The organism is Bacillus sp. HSf4, assembly GCF_029537375.1.
In the GTDB taxonomy this organism is placed as follows: domain Bacteria; phylum Bacillota; class Bacilli; order Bacillales; family Bacillaceae; genus Bacillus; species Bacillus sonorensis_A.
In genome coordinates this window covers 371,162-392,529 of sequence record NZ_CP120679.1, presented here as the reverse complement: position 1 = coordinate 392,529, position 21,368 = coordinate 371,162, and the positions used below count along the sequence as shown (strand labels likewise).

Below are 21,368 nucleotides of genomic sequence, written 5' to 3'. Positions count from 1 at the left end.
AAAGACCTGCTGTTTGATAGTATGATATTATTCCCACCAGCATAAGGAAAATGGCAACGCCAAGAACAGACCATAATACGATGTTGAGTTTCCTCATTTAAACTCTCCTCCCATGACCGATTAAGGCATTCTAAAACAGGTTCGTCAAATCCGAAAACCAAATATTCAACCAGATCATCTTGTCTGTATATAGAAGGACCCCGATGAAGACCATGATGGCGCCGCCGATTTTCATCAGCAGCTTCGAGTATTTCATGAACGGTTTGATTTTTCCGATGAAAAATGCCATCAGCAAAAAAGGAATAGCAAAGCCCAATGAATAAGCGGTAACTGTGATCAATGTCTGTACCGGATCGGGATGTTGAAAATTGGCATATGCGATCGTGCCGAAAATCGGGCCGATACAGGGCGTCCACCCTGCGGCAAAGATCACTCCCACCAGCATTGAATTCAATATGCCGATTTTCCCTTTTCTAAACGAAAACCGCCTTTCCTTCATCATGAATTGCGGCTGAAAGACTCCGAGCAAAAACAGCCCCATGACAGCCACGAAAATTCCGCCCAGCATGCGGATCAAGCTCTGATATTTGACAAACAGCAGGCCGAGTGAGCTCGCGGAGAAACCCAGCGTGTAAAAAATGACGGAAAACCCCGCCAAAAAGGCAGCTGCATGAATCATGACAGAACGAGTCATCTGTTTGGAGTTTTGGTCTTTTAAATCGCTGACAGAAATTCCGGTAATGTAAGAAATAAAAGAAGGATAGAGCGGCAGGCAGCATGGGGAAATAAACGACAAAACGCCGCCGCCGAACGCCAACCACCAAGTAACCATCAATTTTCCACCCGCTTCATTTTTATGCATCTTATTCCATAACAGTATAACATAACCTGAATGCTTGTCAGGTCCGGATTTTTTTCATTTTCATGACATATTTGCACACAAAAAAAGCCGCCTGCAGCAGACGGCTTTCCGCATCAACCATTCAATGCGGTTTTTTTCATATTGTCCTGAAGCTCCAAAATCCGTTTTGCTCCTTCTTCACGCAGGCGTTTGTTTTCATCTTCGATCTGTTTCGTTTCCTGCATCCCTTTGACAATCGTGTTCCACGATTGTTCGATCGTTTCAATATCGATGCTTGGTCTGCCTGACATTCTCGCAATCTCGACGGACTGGTTGGAAATGTTCTCCGCATTGCGCTTCAGCATTTCATTTGTGCGGCGGTCGAGTTCGCTCATTGAATCAGCGACAAGCTTCTGGCGCTTGGCGGTGACAGCCTGGATGATGCCGTTTTTGAAGATCGGAATCGTGATGATGAAAGCGGAGTTGATTTTTCCGATCAGCTTTGTGTTTCCGCGCTGCAACAGGCGGATCTGCGGTGCTGTTTGAATCGCGACCATCCGCGCCATGTCCAGATCATACACCCGTTCTTCGAGGGCCTGAATGCCGTTTCTCAAGGTGTCGAGCTCCATCTGCGCCATTTGGTTCCCGCTGGCCGCTTTCGCTTCATATTCTGGAAGCAGCTGTTTCAGCTCCTCGATTTTCATTTGGCCGGCGACAACATATTTTTCCAGTTCGACATAGTATTGGAGGTTGTTTTCATACATTTCATCCAGCGTGACCGTCGATTTCGTCATTTCATCTTTATATTTGTTAATTTCAACGTTGATTTTTTCAATTTCGCCGCCAAGTGTTTGATACTTTTTAAAGATTTTCTCGATGATGCTGTTTCCGCGTTTGAAGATTTTAGAGAGAAAGCCTTTCTGTTCTTCAAAATCATTCTTGTCAAAGCGGTCCATGATTTTGCCGAGCTGGGTCAGCATGGCGCCCGAGTCTGTGACACTGTTCGATCTCATCATCGACAGAATGCGGTCGGAGAACTTGGAAATTTCAAGTGCAGGCTCCTTCCCGAATTCTAACAGCGCCACCTGGTTTTTCACATCGATCTGATGGGCCAGGGCTTGAACTTCTGGCTCCTGGCGCAGCTTGGCGCGGATATCCTCCGCTTTTTCAACCGAGATCTCTTCCTCTTTATTGATATTGACGATGCTTGTTTCATTTGCCATTTGGATGGCCTCCTTATTAAAAGATTTTATTGATGAACTTTCGCACGATCGATGGCTCCCTGAACTCCTGATTGAATGACATCTCATCAAGCCAGTGTGTGTCAAACAGCTGATCATCAATATAATGATCGATGCATTTGTGGCCCGGAGGATTATAAACGATGATATCGATTCCGATTTCATTCAAAAGAAGCAGAGCCACAGCGTCCGATCTGGATAATGCGCCGGACTGTTCGGTATGATACAAAATCAGCTTTGGCACGGTCTGCGAATAGTCAAAGGTCTGAATGAGGTTGACAAGCTCTTGCGGAAGGCGGACTGCCTGTGTAAACAAATACAGCTGCACCTCCGCCGTTTTTTCCCCGTTTAAAGGCAAAAGCTTCGGTTTTTTGCACATTCTCGACACGGCTTCGGCGATGCCGAGCTGTACGCCCTCAGGCAAATGCTTGTAACGCCATATATGGCTTTCCATCAACCGGCCGGGATCGATTCCGCCTGTTTGGTCAAGGGTATCGCTGTAATGGAATTGATAGTTGGCCTTCTCTTCTTCTGTAAACGGAAAGCGCCTGATCGTATGGGATTCCTTGTACTCCGTCAATGTCTGCAAACGGTCCCAGTATTCCTTTTCATTGGCGGAGACCCCCATGACCATCGCAAATAAATGAGGAATCTCTACCGTTGTTTTGGACGCCTTAAAATTAGGCCGGATAAAAGCGCGTTCTTTCGCAATTAAAAACAGTTCATCATAGGTGGTCTTCAATGTGACGGAAACCGGCGTGTGCTCCCTGAATTGCCACGGCTTATACATCAGGGAGTCTTCATTGTGCAGCACGGTGTCCAATTCCTTCGTTGACCGGTACGCCACCGTTGATTTGCGCTGCGGTTTTTCTGTCGGAAACGGCTCAACGGCAGAGACTCCCGGATACGTATAGACGAAAGAAAGCCGTTGATCACGGTCCAGCTCCTGAAATTGATCCTTTCCCTCCGGGTGAAAAATCAGCACATCACACCCGATGAGCATCAAGTAGTATAAAAAATACCTTTGGCTTTTTGTTGCATCTCCGTACCACACCACCTTCGGCATTTCTTTTTCAATATCGGCCTCTTTCAGCCATTTCTCAAGATGATTGCCCATCCATTTGACAAGATCAAGAAGCACCCGGCGGAAATCAGGGTCATGAAAACCCTTTTCATGTGAAGACTGAAACGTCTGCAGCACTTCGATCAGCGCCTTCCTTAAATGCCGGTGCATGACTGGATCGGAATGATCGGCGATGAGCCGCTCACCGTCGAGAAAGGCGACAAACCGATTGACGGAAAGCCCTTTTTCTTTCTGATTGATCATATGGATCTGCTGAATGGCCTGAAACCTTTCCGGAGCAATCGTTTTATCAAGCGTTTCACTCAATATATGAAAACGCCCTGACACATACAGCTCATGCAGTTCAATAAAATAGTCTGTTTCATCATGGGGCGTTCCGAGAATCCGCCCCGCCACACGGCTGATCGTCAGCTGGCTGCCTTTTTCGTACGGGGTTCTTTCTGTAAGCGGCTTATGGATGACCTGCTTCCATTCCTCATCTTTGAACTGTGCAGTTTGAACATTCACATCATGACTCATAGCGCTCACCCGTCCCCCCTTTCTTCATTTGTGCGTCATTTTTCCTTCCAAAGACGGCACACATGCCGGCTCTTGTCACAGCATAGCTCGTCCCGAACTTCCTGATGGTTCCCACGGGAAAATCATGTACTCTTTTGCGGAGCGTTGACGAGTCAATCCCCCACTCTTCACAGGCTTGCTGGGAACTGAGAATGTCGCGGCTGGTGAGATCGATTATTTTAATCATGACTGATCATCCTAAAATATGTTTTCTTTGGCCGAAGGACTGGAGAGGTTCACAATATGCTTCGTTATTTCATCCGCTGCTTTCATGCCCGGACGCATTGTCCTGTTGAGATCGGGATCATGATGGAGCACTTCTCCGTGGGCGGGTGAAACACCGTAGTCCGCTTGTGCGATCAAATCAAAATCCAGCAGCGAATCTCCCGCCGCATACACTTTTTCAAGCTTGAGCTCGCGCTTCAAATAGTCAACCGCACTCCATTTATTGAGCGGCTCCGGAATAAAATAAAGCTTTCTTCCCTGCGATGATACCTGCCACCCTTTATCCGCCGCCCATGCTTTGGCGGCGGAAGCGTTGATTTTGCACACATTTTCCTCAGCAAAGATCAAATATACAAAATAGTGGTGCGCTGTTCTGACTCTTTCTGCTGCATGAGAAACCGGGAGCTTTGCGATTTCCTCCAGCATATCACTGATCGGCATGCAGGATTGAAGCTTTTTTTCTATGTACCCGGACCATTCCCTGATCGGCATGCCGTTTTTTAAAATGCAGCCGCCATTGGTTGTAATCGCGTATTCAGGAACGATCGTCTCCTGAAATAAAGTGATTCTCTTGTATTGCTCAGTCGTTCTGGTCGTGACCGGAATAAACAGCATGTTTTCACAGATCTTGCGAAGATTCTCCTTCGTCTTCTCCGAAATATAGGAAATTTCTTTTCCTTCAAGGGTTTCGATGAGCTGATAGTCAGTTTCTGCCCCATATGCTTCAATCATCTTTTTCGAATAAATCAATGTTCTGTCCAAATCACTCGCGAAAGCTTTCATATGTCCCTCCTGACCGGACGGATCAATCCGCAGCAGCTGTAGGACATATCCTTGTATTCTTCCACCGGAACGCCCCTGTCTTCGGCCAGAAGCAAGATGTGTTTCAGCCGTTTCTGTGATCCGGGCTTGATCAAGATTTTCCAAGGCACTCTGCGCAGCAGCACTCTCGTCGTCTCACCGACACCCGGCTTGATCAAATGCGTGTTGTCAATGCCAAACGCTTTTTGTATGGTTGCGATGGATGCCAGCCCGCGCCAATCCGGCTTTTCGCTATGATTCATCAGCAGTGCCGCCGTTTCCGCGGCTGTTTTGAATAAGGCGGGAAATTCGGCGGCGATGGTATCGACATAGAGGTTTGACACGTCTTCCTCCAATAGCTCTTCATAAAATTTCGCTCCGTGAAAATCGTCTTTTCCAATCCACTTTTGATTGAAAACGGTTCGGCTGACAAGACCGGATACAGTGGAATTCAAGCAGGCGCTTGGAATGAGAAAATCTTCCCTCGTTCCGTATAGAGACGAACAATACCCCGGGTCTGCCAAAACCGCCAGTTCAGAAGAAAGCGCTGTTCCGTACGCTTTGTTAAAATCGCTAACAGCCCGCGTCAATTCTTTTGTAATCGCGCCTTTCCCAGTCCAGCCGTCAATAAACGCGACAGAAGCGCCGGGATGATGTTCGAGAATGTAATGAAGCGCATTTTCGTCGATTCCCCTGTCACGGATGATTGAGACGCTGTAATGAGGAAGCGCTGCATCGTATTTCACTTCGATATACCGTTTAATCAAGACACCGATCGGCGTCCCGGCCCGTGCCAAGCTGCACAGTACTGTATGCAGTCCCCGTTTTTGAACGATTTGTTCAGCGACAATCGCGACGGCTTCGGCCACCTTTTGCTTGCTGTCTTCAAGCGAAGCATAAAAGAGCCTCATATATTCATCCGTCGGTTTATATTCAACAGGCAGCATTTCTGAATAATGTGTGCCGCTTTGAATCAAGTTTTCCCGTTCACGGGTGCTTTTTTCGATCGAAAGGCCTGAAAGATCCTTTAACAAAAATGTCACATCAGATGCGGGATAACTCCCCATTGTCAGAACTCTATTGGTCATGAAGATCACTTCCTTTAGAAAAAGCCACAATGGTGACATTCTCTATTTTTCTATCACTGAAAACCTCTAGGAGCGGCTGCAGCGACGTTTTCGTGACAGGCTTTTCAACAAAAATAAACACTTCATCATAGCCCCGTTTTGGAAGGTTGTAGACATAATGTCTGATGTCCTCATCCTCCGGGCTTGGAAAGCAAAAGCCGTTTTTTACGGCATATTGATCTCTGTCAGATGGATGGATCGGGCTTCTCGTCGTTGATTGATAGGAAACACCTTCACCCATGAAAGCTGCGATTTTCATAGGAAGATACATAAACTCTCCCGTTCCTAAACAAAGCGCACGCTTCCCTTTTCGAAGCGCTTGAAGGCGGCTGCCCGCTTTTCGGCAGGCCTCCTCGACCGCTTGTTGATCATGATCGGAGATGCCAAACCGGCCGGTCTCTTTCACAAATGAAGCCCTGCCTGTTTTTTCTGCCGCAAAGGGGAGCGCTGTGAACTCTTCGCCAACATCGATGTGCCGGATGGAGAGGTCTCCGCCATCGCTATGCGGATGATAATCATAGTGTGACCGATCAAGCGTTTCGCCTTTAAATACAACAGATCCTGACAGCAATGAGGTTGTCGTTATGGTGACGCCGAGCTCTGCTTCCGCTTTGCGGAACGCTTCTTTATGCTCGCTAGACCGCCAGTCTAATAGTGAAAGAACGGCATATTCCCTGCGCGGATGCTTTTTCTGAATATCCCTGATGATGTTCAGCGCCGTTTTGCCGGTGGTGATTTCGTCATCCACTAAAATCACGGGTCTGTCGCTTTCGAACACGGGCCCGTCTGTATAGCAGCGCTGATCAACGGCGTGTGAATGCTCTTCTTCAAACACAAGGGCGGATTCGATATCCTTTAATGCCTCCCTTGTCGTATGAATAAACGACGCGCCTTCTAAACAGTCGAACACACCATGTCCAAGCGCTGTCGCCGTTTCGGCAAACCCGATGACAAGCGGAGGTGCAGCAGGCTTGATGCGCTGCTTTTTTAGAAGATCGTAAGCCATTTTCACAAGCTCATGATCCTCTTCCAACAGCCCTGATACGAGTGCGGCTTTCCCATCAATCAGCGAACCGGAAGTCCGCTCGGCGTGTTCCATCGCTAAAAGCCCTGATGCAATGAGCGGCTTTAATGGATGGACCGGTATGTGTTTGCCGAGGATTTTGCTGACAAACAAAAACCCCCGTTTTTTATTGACCCTCGCCGCCATTTCAAATAATGCCCGCGGGGGAATGGAGAGCGGATTGTCAGTAATCGTCAACTCAACTTCCATATGATTCAATATTTGAAAGCTGCTTTTCTGCGGTAAGTATGTCCATGTAGCTGCGGTTTTCATGATACACCCCATATATCTCTGACTTTAACAGTATTTTTCTCGCCCATGTTAAGTGCGGCTTGATTTCATTCATTTTGTTGGAAAAAGAGCTTTTCACAATACCGCGTGTGCCGTCCGCACTTTCGAGAATGCTGACGGCGTCCAAGTACTCTTCAATTGAAATGACATGCATGCTCTGCACCGGTTTGAGATGTGTCGGGTGAATCACAGTTTTGCCATGGATGCCGTTGGCGAGATCAAGGCGTGTTTCATTGATCAGCCCGTCCATATACGGATTGAGCAAGTGCAGATCTCCGCCCGCTGCTGTCTTCCAATACGAAGTCCGTCCCGAAAGAGATGCGGCGGTATGTGAACGATCTTCAAAATACTCCCATACAGGACCGGAGATCACAAACTGCAATCCAAAATAATTGATCATGTCTTTGATAAAATCGGCGATGACCATAATGTCATAAATCGAGGTCTGCGGCTTTCTCCTTAATCCGTAAAGACCGCACAGATCGGTGGCGCCGATCCGTATGTTCAAAATGACGTCCTGATAAAAAACAAGCGTCTCTTTTAATTCGTGCAAAGCTTTGATCCTTGTTTCCATTACAAGCAAATCAGGCGTCTCAAAGATCGGCATCCCGTATAAGGCAATGCCCGACTCTTTTGATAATGTAGACAGTGTATCGAGATAGTGTTCAGCATTAAATGTGGAGAACTTAGGGAATACAAACCCGGTAAACAAGTGAAGCGCACGTCCGAGCTTATTGCCCAATTCAAGCATTTGTTCAGGTTCGCGGACGCGGATGAACATCAACGGCAGGACCTCGCTCGTGATGGTCCCGAGTTTTTGCGCCTGATAAATGATATCAGCCTGACTGACAAGATTGTTTTCCGCCTGAAGAACTTCGCAGTCGCCGATCGAATCTTCAAGGCAAAACACAACGGAACAAAGTTCGGGATATTTTTGCTTTGTGATCATATCGGCAATATCTTTACGGTTTCCCGGAACATAGAGCGTTGCTCCGAGCGCATGCTCAAGTATGTGTTTCGGAGAGTCTTTCGTCACCGACCCCGGCTGTTTGAAAAAGATATCTTCTTTTTGAGAGGGGGATAAAAAATGAAAGTATTGCACATGGGTCACCTTCTTTTGAATAGGAACGATATCTCCTATTGATTAAAAGGGGCGGAGCAGATGCACTCCCCCCCTTTTCTGAGTTTTATTCTTCTTTTGAAGCGGCCGTTTGCTCTTTGACGGCTTTTTGTTTGTTCATATAGTGAATGACAAATGTAGCCGCAAAGGCAACAATCAGAATGATGAAGAACACGCTGTGCGGCATTTCAATGTGCCATACACTGGCCGCCATTTTCAATGCGATGATTCCGATTAAAACAAATGCGGTTGCTTCCAATTCAGGCACCTTATCAATCAGCGTGAGGAAGAATTTCGCGACAGTACGCATCATCAAGATCCCGAGCATTCCGCCGATCAAAAGCACCCAGACTTTTTCAGACACCGCAAATGCGGCAAGAATGCTGTCAACTGAAAACGCCAGGTCCATGAGTTCAACTGAGATGACTGTAGCCCAGAAAACGCCGAACACGCGAACCATCCAGCCGTCTTTTTTGATGGCGCCGGATTCGTCATCACCTTCGCCGATAAAGAAATGCTTGATCACGAGCCACGCCAAATAGGCGGCACCGATCAGCTTAATCCACCAGAATTTGATCAGGATCATACCGAGCCCGATAAAGAGGAATCTGAAGAAATATGCTCCGATCAATCCATAAGTCAACGCTTTTTTGCGCTGTTTTTCCGGAAGGTGTTTGACCATAACGGCGAGAACAAGGGCGTTGTCCGCTGATAAAAGTCCTTCCAGCACGACGAGAGAGCCGATCAGCCCCCAGGAAACAGGGTCGGTCAGCACCTCGACCCACATGCCCCAATCAAAGAATGAAGCATAAACTGATATAACATGATGAAATAAATCCACTATTGGTTACCTCCTAATTTTAAAAAGAGAAGACTGAACCGCGAGAACACAGGCGGTTCAGTCGGCAAAACTAAACTTGTAAGCCGTAATTGCGGCAAAGGGATGCCAATCCCCCGGAAAAACCGCTGCCGATGGCGTTAAATTTCCAATCTGATCCGTTGCGGTACAGCTCACAAACCACTACCGCTGTCTCAATCGAAAAATCCTCGCCTAAATCAAAACGAAGCAGCTCTTCATTTGTAGAGTCGTCGACGAGCCGGACGAATGCGTTTGATACTTGTCCAAAGTTTTGACGGCGGCTTTCCGCGTCATGAATCGTGACCGTGATCCCGATTTTCTCGACGTGTGCGGGAATTTTGGAAAATTCGACAAGGATCTGCTCATCATCGCCTTCCCCTTCGCCTGTCCGGTTGTCACCCGTATGGATGACAGCGCCGCTCGGATGCTCGAGATTGTTGTAAAAAACAAAATCGTGGTCATTCACACATTTGTCATTCCCGTCGACAAGAAATGCCGAAGCATCCAAGTCAAAGTCCGCTCCGCCTGTGTATTTGTTTGTATCCCAGCCTAAGCCGATCAATGCCTTTGTTAAGCCCGGATTCGTCTTCGTTAAATCGATTCTCTGTCCTTTAGATAACTGAATAGCCATGTATGGAACCTCCTTCGCGAATTATCAGGCTACTTGGAAACCGGTGCGGTCTGTCAGCTAGCCGATCTGCAGGCCGAAATCAGTGGCGATCCGCGCCAATCCGCCCTGATAGCCTGAACCGATCGCTGAAAATTTCCACTCTCCGGCATGGCGGTAAAGTTCACCGGTGATCAGCGCCGTTTCAATTGAGAAATCCTCGGCAAGATCATAACGGATCAACTCTTCGTTGGAGTCTTCATTGATCACGCGGACATAAGCGTTAGACACCTGACCGAAATTTTGGCGGCGGGCTTCAGCATCATGAATGGTAATGACAAAAGAGATTTTTTGAATATTGTCAGGCACAGCGTTCAAGTCGATTGATACCTGTTCATCATCTCCTTCCCCTTGACCTGTCCGATTGTCGCCTGTATGTACAACAGACCCGTTTCCGCCTTGTGTTTGATTATAGAAAATAAAATCTTTCTCTGAAGCGCACTTGCCTTCGGCATCCAGCAGGAACACGCTGGCATCAAGGTCAAAATCGAATCCTCCGTCATATTTGTTGACGTCCCAGCCCAAACCGACAACTACCTTTGAGAGCCCCGGATTTGTTTTCGTTAAATCAACCTTCTGACCTTTCGCTAATGAAATTGCCATCTAAATCGCTCCTTTTGCTCAATTATTTTAGGCGTAGCGTTTGACGATGTCCGTAATGCTTGTATCGTTTGTACCTTCTCCGACAGCCGTGAACTTCCATTCGTTTCCGTGCCGGTATATCTCTCCCGTAATCAGGCTTGTCCGGCCCGAATAGTCCTCCTTCAGATTGTACTTTACCATCTCTTGGCGATTGTTCATATCAACCACGCGGATGAAGGCATTTTCAATCATTCCGAAATGCTGGCTGCGTTTGACGCAATCGTATATATTGACGACAAACACCAGCTTGTCAATGTTTGCGGGAACCTTTTGAAGGTCTACGATAATCTGCTCATCATCGCCGCTGCCTTCCCCTGTCAAATTGTCACCTGTATGCTCAACACTGCCGCATCTGCTTTTTAAATTTCCGAAGTAAATGACATTCTTCTTTTCTGTCATTCTGTTATTCTCCAGCATCAGCACAGAAGCATCACAATCAATATTCGGGGCGCCTCCTCCAAACAGTTTACCAAAAAATCCGCCGCTGCCAGAAGATACAGGGTCCCAGCCGAGGCCGACCATAATTTTCGAAAGCCCCGCATTTCCTTTTGTTAAATCGATTCGCTGACCTTTCTCTAAAGAAATAGCCAAATGATTCACTCCCTCATTATTTTAACTTTCGGATCATATTCTGCTGCATGAGATCAAGAGTTTTAAAGACCTTATTATCACGCCAGCGTGATTCATGTCTGCATAAATACAAGACTAATGAATCATTATTTAACTTGCTTAACTATATATACGGACTGATCCGCCTAAAGGTTTCGTATCATTTCATATTTTTTTATAATCTTCCTGAGAAAAATGCTCCGCTGTGTTGCAATGATCATCACACCTTTGCTATTATGTATCTAAAAGATATATATCAAAGAGATATATGGAGGCAGCCCATGACGAAAAGAAATCAGACGACCTACGCTTTGCTCGGATTGATTACTGCCGGATACCGAACCGGATATGAAATGAAGCAAATGATCGACCAAAGCCTGAACCACTTTTGGAAAATCAGCTACGGCCAAATCTACCCCGCCCTCAAGCATTTAGCGGATACCGGATGGGTGACCGCTGCGCCTGCCGCGCAGGATAAGAAACCGGATAGAAAGGAGTACCGCATAACCGCAGAAGGACAAAAAGCGCTGCAAAGCTGGCTTGAAGAACCGATTAAAGAAATCGCTGCGGAAAAAAACGAGTTTCTGCTGAAGATTTTTTTCTCCAGACAGCAGGAGCGCCCGGCGACTGCTGAGAAAGTCAGGGAATATCAGCGCAAGCTTCAAGAACGGTACGTGATGTATGAAACGATCGAACAATCCATTCTGTCATGCGGTGATCACTCGACAGATGCTGAATATTGGCTGTTCACACTTGATTTCGGTAAGCGCAGCACAATGGCCGGGATCGAGTGGTGTGAAGCGACAATCGGACGCTTAGTAAACGGAGAGGATGAGAAAGATGGGTAAAACGATCATCACCAAGCCTTTTACGGCAGATCCTGAGGACGAAGTGGTCGTGTTTGTGATCGGCATGAGAATCAACAAATGGCATGCGGTTCACCAATGGTGGCCGGTTTTCACCGCCATGCCGCCTATGATTCGCGAGCTTTACCAAAACAAAGATCTCGGCTTTCTTTCTATGGAATCGGCCATCAATTTCCGGACGATCCTGCTGGTTCAATACTGGCGCTCTTTCGAAGCTTTGACCGCCTATGCGAAAGGCGGAAAACATATGGCTGCCTGGCGCCGCTTTTATCAAAAAACAGCGGCATCAGGCGCTGTCGGCATTTATCATGAAACATATACGGTTCCGAAGGGCCGTTATGAAACCTTCTATCACAATATGCCGGCATTCGGCCTTGCGAAAGCATACGGCCATCAACCCGTCACCCACCGTACAAAAACAGCGGAACAGCGGCTGCGGGGATAAGCCGCGCTGAAAAAGGCTATCTGGATTCAGATAGCCTTCAAAAAGCCCCCGGCCCACTTCCCCCGTCCGATCCTGAACCGCCTGCATGATGGGCTGCCGTATGACCATGAACAGCCAAGGTCTGCTGCCAGCTCAAGAACGGGTAATGAAAATCGCCGCAGGCGGCCATGCCAAGGATTGGGAAGGCTTGGTCAAGTCCGTTTTTTGATCCTTTGACAAACGCCATTGACTCATCCTCGATTTCAAGGACAATGGCATATACGAAGATTTTTTCATTTTCAGACAGGCTTCTCTCTGAAAGGCCTGCTCCTTGTCTCAGCTGGTTTCTCCATGAGAGAACCGACCTTCTGTAGATGAAGGCAGACCTGCTTTCCTTGATGGACGGAATGAGCGCAATCAATACGATGGAAAGCGCGAGGCTTATACCGTAAAACAGAATGGTCGAAATGCTGTCCGTAAAGAGAGATGCGATAAACAGCCCGAGAAAAAACATGATCGAATACAGTTTATACTTGGCCAAAACGATGCCTGCCGATAAGGCAAAGCCGAAAATCATACATACGATCATAAAACCGGCCTGAGGCACAACATCCGCAGCCATGATATAAAGCAGGAACCCCGTTTGGAAGAAGAGCAGTGTAAGCGACAGCATGCGCAGCCAGCGGTTCTCTTGAAATAACTCTTTATATACGGCGTCCTGCCTGATGTTCTCCGTCCATTTTTGAACAACATTCTGAAGAATGATTCGTTTCCGCTCGTATTTCTCCAACCCTTCCTTTTCCTCAATTTCCTCTTCAGTCGGTCCGCTGAGCGAGTCCAGCCTGAACAGGTAAACTCCGTTTTCCTTTTGCTCAAAAAGCTTTTCAATGAACAGCCGGTCCGGTTTTGTCAGCGACATGAGATCATCGGAGAATTCGAATTGATATGTCTCATCAGGCGCTTTGCGGTCGCGGAGAAATCGTTCTTCCGCCCTCACCTTTTTCATTGTGACAAGCCCGCGCTGATAAAGCGACAGCAGCCCCGCCAGCAAATCGCGCTCTGTGAGGCTGCCTTTTCTGTACAAATAGGCAACCAGAACAGGATCAAAGGCTTCCAGCTTTTCAAGCGGGAGCAGTTTTTGCCGCCTTTTCTTCACCAATGAAAGAATCAGGACCGCGACAATCATCAAACCGATGATGCCGGAAAAAACCGATGCCGTCCTGTCGGCGTTTTCCAGCCGTCCACCCCGCTTGGCATAGCGCTCCGCCTCGTTTTTTTCCTCCGCTAACAAATCGTCCACCGTTTGGTAGGAAGGATGGCGAACCGCCTTAGGCAGGGCGTTTTGCGGGAAATAGATTCTCAGCTCGGAGCTTGTCCCCGCCGGGATCATCCCGCTGTGATATATAACGGTATGGTAGCTGATCCCTGTTATTTCACCATCGCCTTTTTCACGGAGAAACGCATGGATATCCGCCGGCTGAACCGAATCAGGAAGCCTGACCCGAATGTTTACATGATGCATCACTGTATTCGTTTTTTGGAAAAAAGAATGGCGCAAAACAGAGGTGTCCTCAAATTTCTTCGCAGCATCTTCGACAGCATAGTGAAACAGCACTTTCTTTGCTTCATCTTTTACCGCGGTATGAGCAAAGTAGGTTCCATCTTCCTGCGTTGTTTTTAACGGACGGGCTTCGCCGGTTTTTGCAAGCAGGTACGCTTTAAAGCCTTTTATCCGCCCTGTTTCATCCTTGCTGAACGACCTTGACGCCCCGTTGAAGGAACCCTTGAAGCGGTATGTGTAAACCTCCTCCACATCCAAGTCGCCGTTTTCTTTGACATTGGCTTGAATATCGACACGATCAATTGAAAAAGATTGATCGGCTATAGAAGAAAACCCCGCGAGAAGAAAAAAAGCAAAAAGCATGAAAAAGAAAAAGGAGTGCTTCATCATTGGTAAATCCTTTCTTTTTTTGTATCCGTCTTATATACGGAAAGCTTCAGGAAATTGTTTCATCTATTCACATAAATGACAGATATGTCACGTTTGTGAAAATAAAGGAAACCCCTTTTTCATGCCCTTGGCTAAGGCCTTCCGCAAAGCCCGTAGAAAAAAATGTGCTGCATCTCTTCAGCAAACTGCCTGTTCTTTTCATATTCTTCACCCAATGTTTTGGAATGTTCAATGATCATGTTCATAAAAACGAGAAAGCCCTGTGCGGTTACTTTCGGAGAGACCTCGCCCGAGCGGTGGCCGTCTTCAATCATTTGCAGCATCAGCGGAATAATTTTTTCGTCATATTGTTTTTTCACGTAATTCATCATTTCGTTTTCCTCGATCATCAGTTCCTTAACCATTGTCAACGCAAACTTCTGATTGGTCGCTTCCTTTTTTTGCGAAATGATCAATTCGATTTTTTTCTTTACCGGTATATCTTTTTTCATATATTCTTCAAACTCGGCGATCGCTTGGTCAATGTAATCCTTAAAGACTTCATTCAACAGCGCTTCTTTGCTGCCAAAATAATTATAGATTGTGACTTGGGACACGTTTGCCTCTTTTGCAATATCGGTAATGCGGATTCGCTTTACGTCCCGCGTATTCAGCAATTTCAGCGTTGTTTTCTTGATCTTTTCTTTGATCAGCAACGCTCTTTTTTCAAATCCGTTCATACAACCATCCTTATCAATATTTCTTAATGAAATTATAACATAAAAATATTTCATCAAATTCCATTGACAAAAAAGTTCTTATGAACGTAAAATGAATTATGAAATTTTTTAATATAAATATTTCATATTTTTCATTACCGGAGGTGTCACGATGCTGACAGTACAAGGGCTGACAAAACAATTTTCAAATGGAAAAGGCATATTTGATGTCTCATTTTCCATAAACAAAGGAGAAGTTTTTGGATTTTTAGGTCCGAACGGGGCCGGAAAATCGACTACTATCCGCCACATTATGGGGTTTATGAGACCTGATCGAGGCGACATCAAAGTGAACGGGATGGACATGATGAAAAATCAAGGCGAGGTTCAGCGGCACATAGGCTACCTTCCCGGGGAAATCGCCTTTATCGAGGGAATGACAGGAAAAACGTTTCTCGATTTCATGGCAGATATGCAGGGGGTTAAAGATGAGGCTAAGCGCAATGAGCTGATCGAACGGCTGCAATTCGACGTTCACACATCGATTAGAAAGATGTCAAAAGGCATGAAACAGAAGGTCGGGATTGTCGCCGCCTTCATGCACAGCCCGGAAGTGATCATCCTTGATGAGCCTACATCAGGCCTTGATCCGCTGATGCAAAAAGTATTTATTGATATCGTGCTCGAAGAAAAAGCCAAAGGGACGACTTTTTTAATGTCCTCTCACAGCTTTCCGGAAATCGAAAAAACATGTGACAGAGCCGCCATTATAAAAGACGGCGTCATCATTGCCATTAAAGATATTCACGAACTGCAGTCCATGCAGCGGAAGGTGTTTGAAGTCACATTTGAAAACCCTGCCGATATCCCGGCATTTATGGACTCAGGCCTGCACATTGAGTCACGGCAGGACAATCGCGTCAAAGTCGCCGTTTTGGGAAACCACGACCAATTTATTAAGGAAACGGCCAAATACCAAATTCGGCACATTGATGTATCATCACAAAGCTTGGAAGAAGTGTTTATGAACTACTATGACAGAAAGGGGACAGTGCAATGAATCTTTCCCTGTATAAACAAATGTTAAAAACCAATCTGAAAGGGATCATGAGCTATGCGGCGGGCTCCGCGTTCTACATTCTTTTCATATTGGGAATCTACCCGAGCATCGCAGAGAGCGCGAAGGATATTGAAAAATTGATCACTTCGATGCCTGAAGGCTTTCTGAACGCGTTCGGATTTGAAAACGGGCTCGGGAGTCTTGAGGATTTTATGTCCGGAGAATATTACGGCCTTATTTTTATCGTGATTCTTTCGATCTTTTCTGTCATGCTGTCGACAAAGCTTGTAGCGAGGTTGGTTGATCAAGGCTCTATGGCGTATATTTTGTCAACGCCGACGACAAGGGGAAAGGTCGCCTTCACACAGGCCGTTGTCCTCATGACAGGGTTGCTTGTCATCATGGCCGTGACAACAGCAGCCGGGCTGGCGGGGTATCATTTTATGCTTGGCGATGACTATGATTTTAATGTATCCAGATTTCTGCTTTTGAACCTGCTCGGGTTTCTGCTGTTTTTTGCGATAAGCGGCATTTCCTTTTTCATATCCGCCATGTCGAATGATGAGAAAAAAGCGCTCGGCTTCTCCGGCGGCATTACATTCCTGTTCTTCAGCCTCGATTTGATCGGCAAATTAAGCGAAGAAACGGAATGGCTAAGAAACGTGTCGATCTTCTCTTTGTTCAGGCCGAGCGATATTGTAAACGGCAGTGCCGATATCGCGGCCGCGTCCATTATTCTTTCAGCGGTCGGTTTGGCTGCCTTTCTGCTCGGCATCCTCTCCTTTAAAAAGCGTGATTTGCCGCTGTAATGAAAAAAGCACCATTCCTTTCGGAATGGTGCTCACAGCGTGTCGACAAACCCTCGCATTCGTTGTCAGGCCTGCGCGTCGGTGCTCACGAATTGCAACATTCGCTGTGCTCCGATGCTCGGCCTTCCTAGACTGCAAAAGTTTTCAATCACGCTGAAAGAAGGATGACAAAATCCTAAAACATAAAACCGTTTTAGGATTTTGTCAACAATTTGAAAGCACCATTCCTTTCGGAATGGTGCTTTTTCGTATGATTTTATTCAACGACCCGTCTGACAACTCCGCTGAAATGTGCACTCCAATACGGGTTGCTCATTGAATCGATCGATACGCCGCGTGAGCTGTTATCGTTTAAGAATGTTCCGTTGCCCAGATAAATTCCCACGTGGCCGTTTGTTTTGTATGTGTCAAAGAAGACCAAGTCTCCGCGTTTCATATCAGATGCGCTGACAGCGCGGCCTTTGCCGACAAGCGTGCTTGTTGTCGCTCCGAAGCCCAATTCTACGCCCGCTGATGCATAAGCCCAGCGTACGAAAGATGAACAGTCAAAACGACGGTTGTTGATATCGGCTTGCGAGCGTCCGCCTCCCCATTTGTACGGAGATCTGCCGACGATGCTTGATCCGGTGCTGATTGCCGTTTCAATCGCGCCTGAATTGCTGCTTACAGCAGAGCCTGAAGAATAGTTTCTTGATGAACTGCTGCTTTTGCTGCTTGATGAACCGCTGTTGGAAGATCCGCTTGATTTGCCGACAGAAGCTGAATCAGACTTTGCTGATGCTGACTCCTCTTTGGCTTTTTCGGCCGCAGCGGCAGCAGCTTTCTCTTCTTTAATTTTTTGTTCAAGAGCGGCTTCTTCTTTTGTTAGTGAGCCTGATTCTTTTTTCAGGTCGTTCAGCTCAGATTCCGCTTTCGACTGCTTCGCGTTCAGCTGTTCAGAAAGGCTCGCCTGATCTTTCAGCTGCTTGTCCAAGTCAGCTTTGAGAGTTTTCAGGTCAGCCAGCGTTTTTTGGATTTCATCCAGCTTTTTATTTAAGTCAGACATTGCTTTTTCAAGCTTGTTTTTATCTTTCTCCTGCTCGTTCAGCAGATCTTTGTCCGCATCGACAATCGTTGAAACGGCTGTCGCGCGTGTGATGAAGTCCCCAAAGCTCTGCGCGCCGAGAAGAACGTCGATGTAGTTTTGCGAACCGCCGTTTTCCTGAAGGCTGCGCACGCGTTTTTTAATCACTTTTGAACGCTCTTCAATCCGTTTTTCCGTTTCTTTGATTTCTTTTTTCAGAGAATCCACTTCTTTTTTTGTTTTTTTGTTTTCCTCTTGCTTCTTTTCGATTTTGTTGCTTGTTTCAAGCGCTTTTTTATCGAGATCTTTTATTTTGTCTTCAAGTTTTTTCTGCTCTTCCTGAAGCTTTGCAATCTCTTTTCTTTTGCTTTCGATGCTTGAATCAACTTCCGAACGCTTTTTCTGAATTTCCTGCTTCTGCTGAGATGTTTCCGCAGATGCCGTGTTGTTCATAAAGGGGGTAAATAGACCAGCTGCTCCAAGAACCGACGCTAAACCAACAGCATAAACTTTTTTCTTCACTTTCTACTCCTCTTTCCTTTATGTATTCTTTTTGTTTCATTATGTAAATTCGCAAAATATTAATATGTTAAAAATGAACATTCAAGACTTACGACCTATGAATTATATATCCGAAACTGATGTACAGACGTTATTATAACATCTATTTTCGACAATAGGTGCCAAGTTATATTACATTTATATTTCGTTTTTGTTTCAGCGCTGTCATGTTTTGACTGATTCTGTTTAAATCCGCCCGAATCGGTTCATTTGACCCTGGCAGCCATTTTTCATATGCTTGATTTACACTTATTAGGAAACGGAAAGGATGGCGGGACACGATGATACAACTCAGCATACTCGACCAGGTTCCTGTATCCAAAGGATCAGATGCCTACACCGCATTAAAGCAGACGGCTGAACTGGCCAAGTTAGCCGATGAATGGGGCTACAAAAGATACTGGTTTGCCGAGCATCACAGTACACGCGGGCTTGCAAGCACTGCGCCGGAAATTTTGATCGCCCATATTGCGGCAAAAACCGCAAATATCCGCATCGGTTCCGGCGGTGTGCTGCTTCCGCAGTACAGTCCTTTTAAAGTGGCCGAAAGCTTTCGGCAGCTTGAAGCGCTTTACCCCGGACGAATCGACCTCGGACTCGGCCGCTCGCCAGGCGGCACCGCCAAAACCCGGCTCGCCCTGACGGATGGAGTCAATAAGAGTTTGCGGGATTTTCCGAGACAGCTTCAAGATTTGCTTTACTATTTGACGGACGCCATCCCTTCCGGACATGACTATGCCGGCATTAAAGCCGCTCCGCTGACAGCTGCGCCGCCCGCCCCCTGGCTTTTAGGTCTTGGAGAAAACAGCGCCAAACAGGCGGCGGACATGGGAATCGGATATGTATTCGGCCACTTCATTCACCCTGAAAGAGGGCGAAATGCTTTCAAAACGTATAATGAAAGCTATCGGCCTTCGGCTTTTTTTGATCGGCCTCATGCTATGGCCGCCGTATTCGTCATCTGTGCAGCCACCGATGAACAAGCGAAAGAACTCTGCCTGAGCCAGGACCTTTGGCTTCTTCGGGTTGAAAAAGGTCTCGACAGCCGCGTGCCAAGCATTGAGGAAGCGAAATCGGCGGCATACAGCACCGCCGATAAAAAGAAGATCCTCAAAAACCGCGAACGGATGGTCATCGGCTCGCCCCAGACAGTGAAAACAAAGCTTGATGAGCTCTCGGAACACTATCAAACAGAGGAGATCATGGTATTGACAAATGTATACCGGTTTGAAGATAAAAAGCGGTCTTTCGAAATGCTTGCCGAGCTTTTTTAAGAATGCCCGCTTAAAAACAAAGATCCCTTTTGAGACGGTGCTGCTCCATCTGAAAAGGGACCTGTCATGTTAAAACGTATTATAGACATTTTGACACTCTTCGGCTGTCGGTTCATAAAAACAGTGTGCTTTGAAGCGCCCGACATGGGGCTGATCATACCACTGCGCCGGGCATGCACCCGCCGGTCTGAAATACCACAGGCTGAACTTTGCCGGCCAGAACCTTTCTCCGTTGATCGCTCTCCGCGCCAAACGCTTTTCGCTTTCCCTCGCCCTTTGGTAAAAATAGCCGTGTGTCACAGCCTCAAAGGCATGCGGCTGATGAATCATCTGCGGAATGGTGCGCAGCCCCACAAAGTCGGAACAATTTGCCCTGATCCGGTTGATTCCGACATTTCCGACAAGCAGCATCCCCTGTACACCTTCACCTTCAGCTTCCGCCCGCAAAAGCCTTGCCAAAAGGGCGACGTCTTTAGATGTAGCCTTAACCACTCCCATTTGTTTCACCCCCAATGTGTCATCACCTCTATCATATTCTGTTTTATTTGCGTGATGACCACCAAAATCACCTTCAGGTTTGTCTTTGACATATTTGCCGAAATCAGGCTATTCTTCTATTATCAGAATTGTTTTCATAAAGAAGCGGAGGGGTGCAAATTGGCAGCAGTCAAAAGTCCGGAATGGGTGTGGAAACGGTTGAAGGAAAAACCGGGCCAAACGGTCATTGTCGATGTCAGGTTTCATCTGACAAACCCGGAAGAAGGGCGGAAAGCGTATAGACAAGGACATCTGCCCGGAGCCGTTTATGTTGATTTGAAAAAGGATTTATCCGCCAAAGTTGAAAAACACGGAGGAAGACACCCTCTTCCGCCTCACGAGAAAATCGCAAAAACACTTGGTGAAATCGGCATTGACCGCTATACAGCCGTTATCGCCTATGATGACAGCGGCGGCATGTTTGCGGCGCGTTTTTGGTGGCAGCTCCGCTATCTCGGCCATACAAGCGTTTATGTATTGGATGGCGGCTTCTCCCATTGGGTCAAAGCCGGATACGACATCACAACCGAGATTCCGCGGCCCGTCCCCCGGGAATTTTCGCCGGAACTTGCAAAAGAAGAACTGCTAGATGCCGGACAGGTCAAAGACCGGATCGGCCGAAAAGATACGATCCTGATCGATGCCCGTGAGCGGGCCAGATACACTGGAGAAACCGAACCGCTTGATCATCAGGCAGGTCATATTCCCGGCGCTAAAAACTATTTTTGGAAAGGCAATTTGACGGAAGACGGCAGCTGGAAAAGCCAAGAACAGTTAAGACAGCATTACGCCTCTTTAGACCGCAACAGTGAAATCGTCGTCTATTGCGGATCGGGAGTATCTGCCTGCCCAAATGTCCTTGGTTTAAAGGAAGCCGGATTTCAAGATGTAAAGCTCTATGCCGGCAGCTGGAGCGATTGGATCAGTTATAAGGAGAACCCGGTGGTGTCCGGGGAGGAATAACGGCAGAAAGACCGCGGCTTTGAAGCGGGCTTTT

The 21,368-nt window shown here is 46.9% G+C and carries 22 protein-coding genes; 6 read left to right on the top strand and 16 right to left on the bottom strand.

Annotated elements, in window-relative coordinates; all coding sequences use genetic code 11:
• Window positions 1-130: 130 nt before the first annotated feature.
• The 12 genes from P3X63_RS02070 to P3X63_RS02015 form a co-directional block, all read right to left on the bottom strand.
• Window positions 131-832, bottom strand: coding sequence for a cytochrome c biogenesis CcdA family protein (locus tag P3X63_RS02070; protein WP_077735752.1), 702 nt, complete (start codon window positions 830-832; stop codon window positions 131-133).
• 143 nt (window positions 833-975) lie between these two features.
• Window positions 976-2,064 carry a toxic anion resistance protein gene (locus P3X63_RS02065; RefSeq protein ID WP_077735753.1) on the bottom strand — a complete coding sequence of 363 codons (1,089 nt, stop codon included), beginning with the start codon at window positions 2,062-2,064 and terminating at the stop codon, window positions 976-978.
• 16 nt (window positions 2,065-2,080) lie between these two features.
• A complete protein-coding gene (locus P3X63_RS02060; protein WP_077735754.1) occupies window positions 2,081-3,685 on the bottom strand; it encodes a YceG family protein in 1,605 nt (534 codons plus the stop codon).
• A complete protein-coding gene (locus tag P3X63_RS02055; protein ID WP_026585809.1) occupies window positions 3,675-3,911 on the bottom strand; it encodes a helix-turn-helix domain-containing protein in 237 nt (78 codons plus the stop codon). Before P3X63_RS02055 ends, P3X63_RS02060 begins: the two co-directional genes overlap by 11 nt.
• An 11-nt stretch (window positions 3,912-3,922) precedes the next feature.
• Complete coding sequence (locus P3X63_RS02050; RefSeq protein ID WP_277692395.1) at window positions 3,923-4,732, bottom strand: HAD family hydrolase; 810 nt, start codon at window positions 4,730-4,732, stop codon at window positions 3,923-3,925.
• Window positions 4,729-5,838 (bottom strand): cysteine protease StiP family protein, encoded by a 1,110-nt coding sequence (locus P3X63_RS02045; protein WP_277692394.1) that lies wholly within the window; start codon window positions 5,836-5,838, stop codon window positions 4,729-4,731. The genes P3X63_RS02050 and P3X63_RS02045 overlap by 4 nt, the downstream gene beginning before the upstream one ends.
• Window positions 5,828-7,150 carry a phosphoribosyltransferase family protein gene (locus P3X63_RS02040; RefSeq protein ID WP_277692873.1) on the bottom strand — a complete coding sequence of 441 codons (1,323 nt, stop codon included), beginning with the start codon at window positions 7,148-7,150 and terminating at the stop codon, window positions 5,828-5,830. The genes P3X63_RS02045 and P3X63_RS02040 overlap by 11 nt, the downstream gene beginning before the upstream one ends.
• Entirely contained in the window at window positions 7,140-8,333 is a 1,194-nt protein-coding gene (locus P3X63_RS02035; RefSeq protein WP_026585806.1) for an HpcH/HpaI aldolase/citrate lyase family protein, read from the bottom strand. Before P3X63_RS02035 ends, P3X63_RS02040 begins: the two co-directional genes overlap by 11 nt.
• An 85-nt stretch (window positions 8,334-8,418) precedes the next feature.
• A complete protein-coding gene (locus P3X63_RS02030; RefSeq protein WP_026585805.1) occupies window positions 8,419-9,192 on the bottom strand; it encodes a TerC family protein in 774 nt (257 codons plus the stop codon).
• Window positions 9,193-9,262: 70 nt separating this feature from the next.
• On the bottom strand, window positions 9,263-9,841 hold the full coding sequence (locus tag P3X63_RS02025; RefSeq protein WP_026585804.1) for a TerD family protein: 579 nt from the start codon (window positions 9,839-9,841) through the stop codon (window positions 9,263-9,265).
• Between the two features lie 57 nt (window positions 9,842-9,898).
• Window positions 9,899-10,480 (bottom strand): TerD family protein, encoded by a 582-nt coding sequence (locus P3X63_RS02020; protein WP_026585803.1) that lies wholly within the window; start codon window positions 10,478-10,480, stop codon window positions 9,899-9,901.
• Between the two features lie 27 nt (window positions 10,481-10,507).
• Window positions 10,508-11,110, bottom strand: coding sequence for a TerD family protein (locus P3X63_RS02015; protein ID WP_026585802.1), 603 nt, complete (start codon window positions 11,108-11,110; stop codon window positions 10,508-10,510).
• Between the two features lie 299 nt (window positions 11,111-11,409).
• On the opposite strand from P3X63_RS02015, the gene P3X63_RS02010 reads away from it, so the two are divergent.
• Complete coding sequence (locus tag P3X63_RS02010; protein ID WP_077735756.1) at window positions 11,410-11,976, top strand: PadR family transcriptional regulator; 567 nt, start codon at window positions 11,410-11,412, stop codon at window positions 11,974-11,976.
• Window positions 11,969-12,439, top strand: a complete 471-nt coding sequence (locus P3X63_RS02005) for a DUF4188 domain-containing protein (RefSeq protein ID WP_077735757.1) — start codon at window positions 11,969-11,971, stop codon at window positions 12,437-12,439. The genes P3X63_RS02010 and P3X63_RS02005 overlap by 8 nt, the downstream gene beginning before the upstream one ends.
• Window positions 12,440-12,476: 37 nt before the next feature.
• On the opposite strand, the gene P3X63_RS02000 is transcribed toward P3X63_RS02005, so the two are convergent.
• Together P3X63_RS02000 and P3X63_RS01995 are read right to left on the bottom strand one after the other, a co-directional pair.
• Complete coding sequence (locus P3X63_RS02000) at window positions 12,477-14,369, bottom strand: DUF2207 domain-containing protein (RefSeq protein ID WP_277692393.1); 1,893 nt, start codon at window positions 14,367-14,369, stop codon at window positions 12,477-12,479.
• A 131-nt stretch (window positions 14,370-14,500) separates the two neighbouring features.
• On the bottom strand, window positions 14,501-15,088 hold the full coding sequence (locus P3X63_RS01995) for a TetR/AcrR family transcriptional regulator (RefSeq protein WP_026585798.1): 588 nt from the start codon (window positions 15,086-15,088) through the stop codon (window positions 14,501-14,503).
• Between the two features lie 151 nt (window positions 15,089-15,239).
• On the opposite strand from P3X63_RS01995, the gene P3X63_RS01990 reads away from it, so the two are divergent.
• Window positions 15,240-16,127: an ABC transporter ATP-binding protein gene (locus P3X63_RS01990; RefSeq protein ID WP_077735758.1), complete on the top strand. Its 888-nt coding sequence runs from the start codon at window positions 15,240-15,242 to the stop codon at window positions 16,125-16,127.
• Window positions 16,124-16,936 (top strand): ABC transporter permease subunit, encoded by an 813-nt coding sequence (locus P3X63_RS01985; RefSeq protein WP_077735759.1) that lies wholly within the window; start codon window positions 16,124-16,126, stop codon window positions 16,934-16,936. Before P3X63_RS01990 ends, P3X63_RS01985 begins: the two co-directional genes overlap by 4 nt.
• A gap of 256 nt (window positions 16,937-17,192) precedes the next feature.
• Here P3X63_RS01985 and P3X63_RS01980 read toward each other — a convergent pair whose 3' ends face one another.
• Complete coding sequence (locus P3X63_RS01980; protein WP_026585795.1) at window positions 17,193-18,521, bottom strand: C40 family peptidase; 1,329 nt, start codon at window positions 18,519-18,521, stop codon at window positions 17,193-17,195.
• A 320-nt stretch (window positions 18,522-18,841) separates the two neighbouring features.
• Between P3X63_RS01980 and P3X63_RS01975 the strand changes: the two genes are divergently transcribed.
• The gene (locus tag P3X63_RS01975; RefSeq protein ID WP_077735760.1) at window positions 18,842-19,834 is read left to right on the top strand and encodes an LLM class flavin-dependent oxidoreductase; all 993 of its coding nucleotides are present in this window, start codon (window positions 18,842-18,844) and stop codon (window positions 19,832-19,834) included.
• A gap of 69 nt (window positions 19,835-19,903) precedes the next feature.
• Here the strand turns inward: P3X63_RS01975 and P3X63_RS01970 are convergent, their stop codons facing one another.
• Window positions 19,904-20,332 carry a cell wall hydrolase gene (locus tag P3X63_RS01970; RefSeq protein ID WP_026585793.1) on the bottom strand — a complete coding sequence of 143 codons (429 nt, stop codon included), beginning with the start codon at window positions 20,330-20,332 and terminating at the stop codon, window positions 19,904-19,906.
• A gap of 159 nt (window positions 20,333-20,491) precedes the next feature.
• On the opposite strand from P3X63_RS01970, the gene P3X63_RS01965 reads away from it, so the two are divergent.
• A complete protein-coding gene (locus P3X63_RS01965) occupies window positions 20,492-21,334 on the top strand; it encodes a sulfurtransferase (RefSeq protein WP_256860230.1) in 843 nt (280 codons plus the stop codon).
• The last annotated feature ends 34 nt before the right edge of the window (window positions 21,335-21,368 follow it).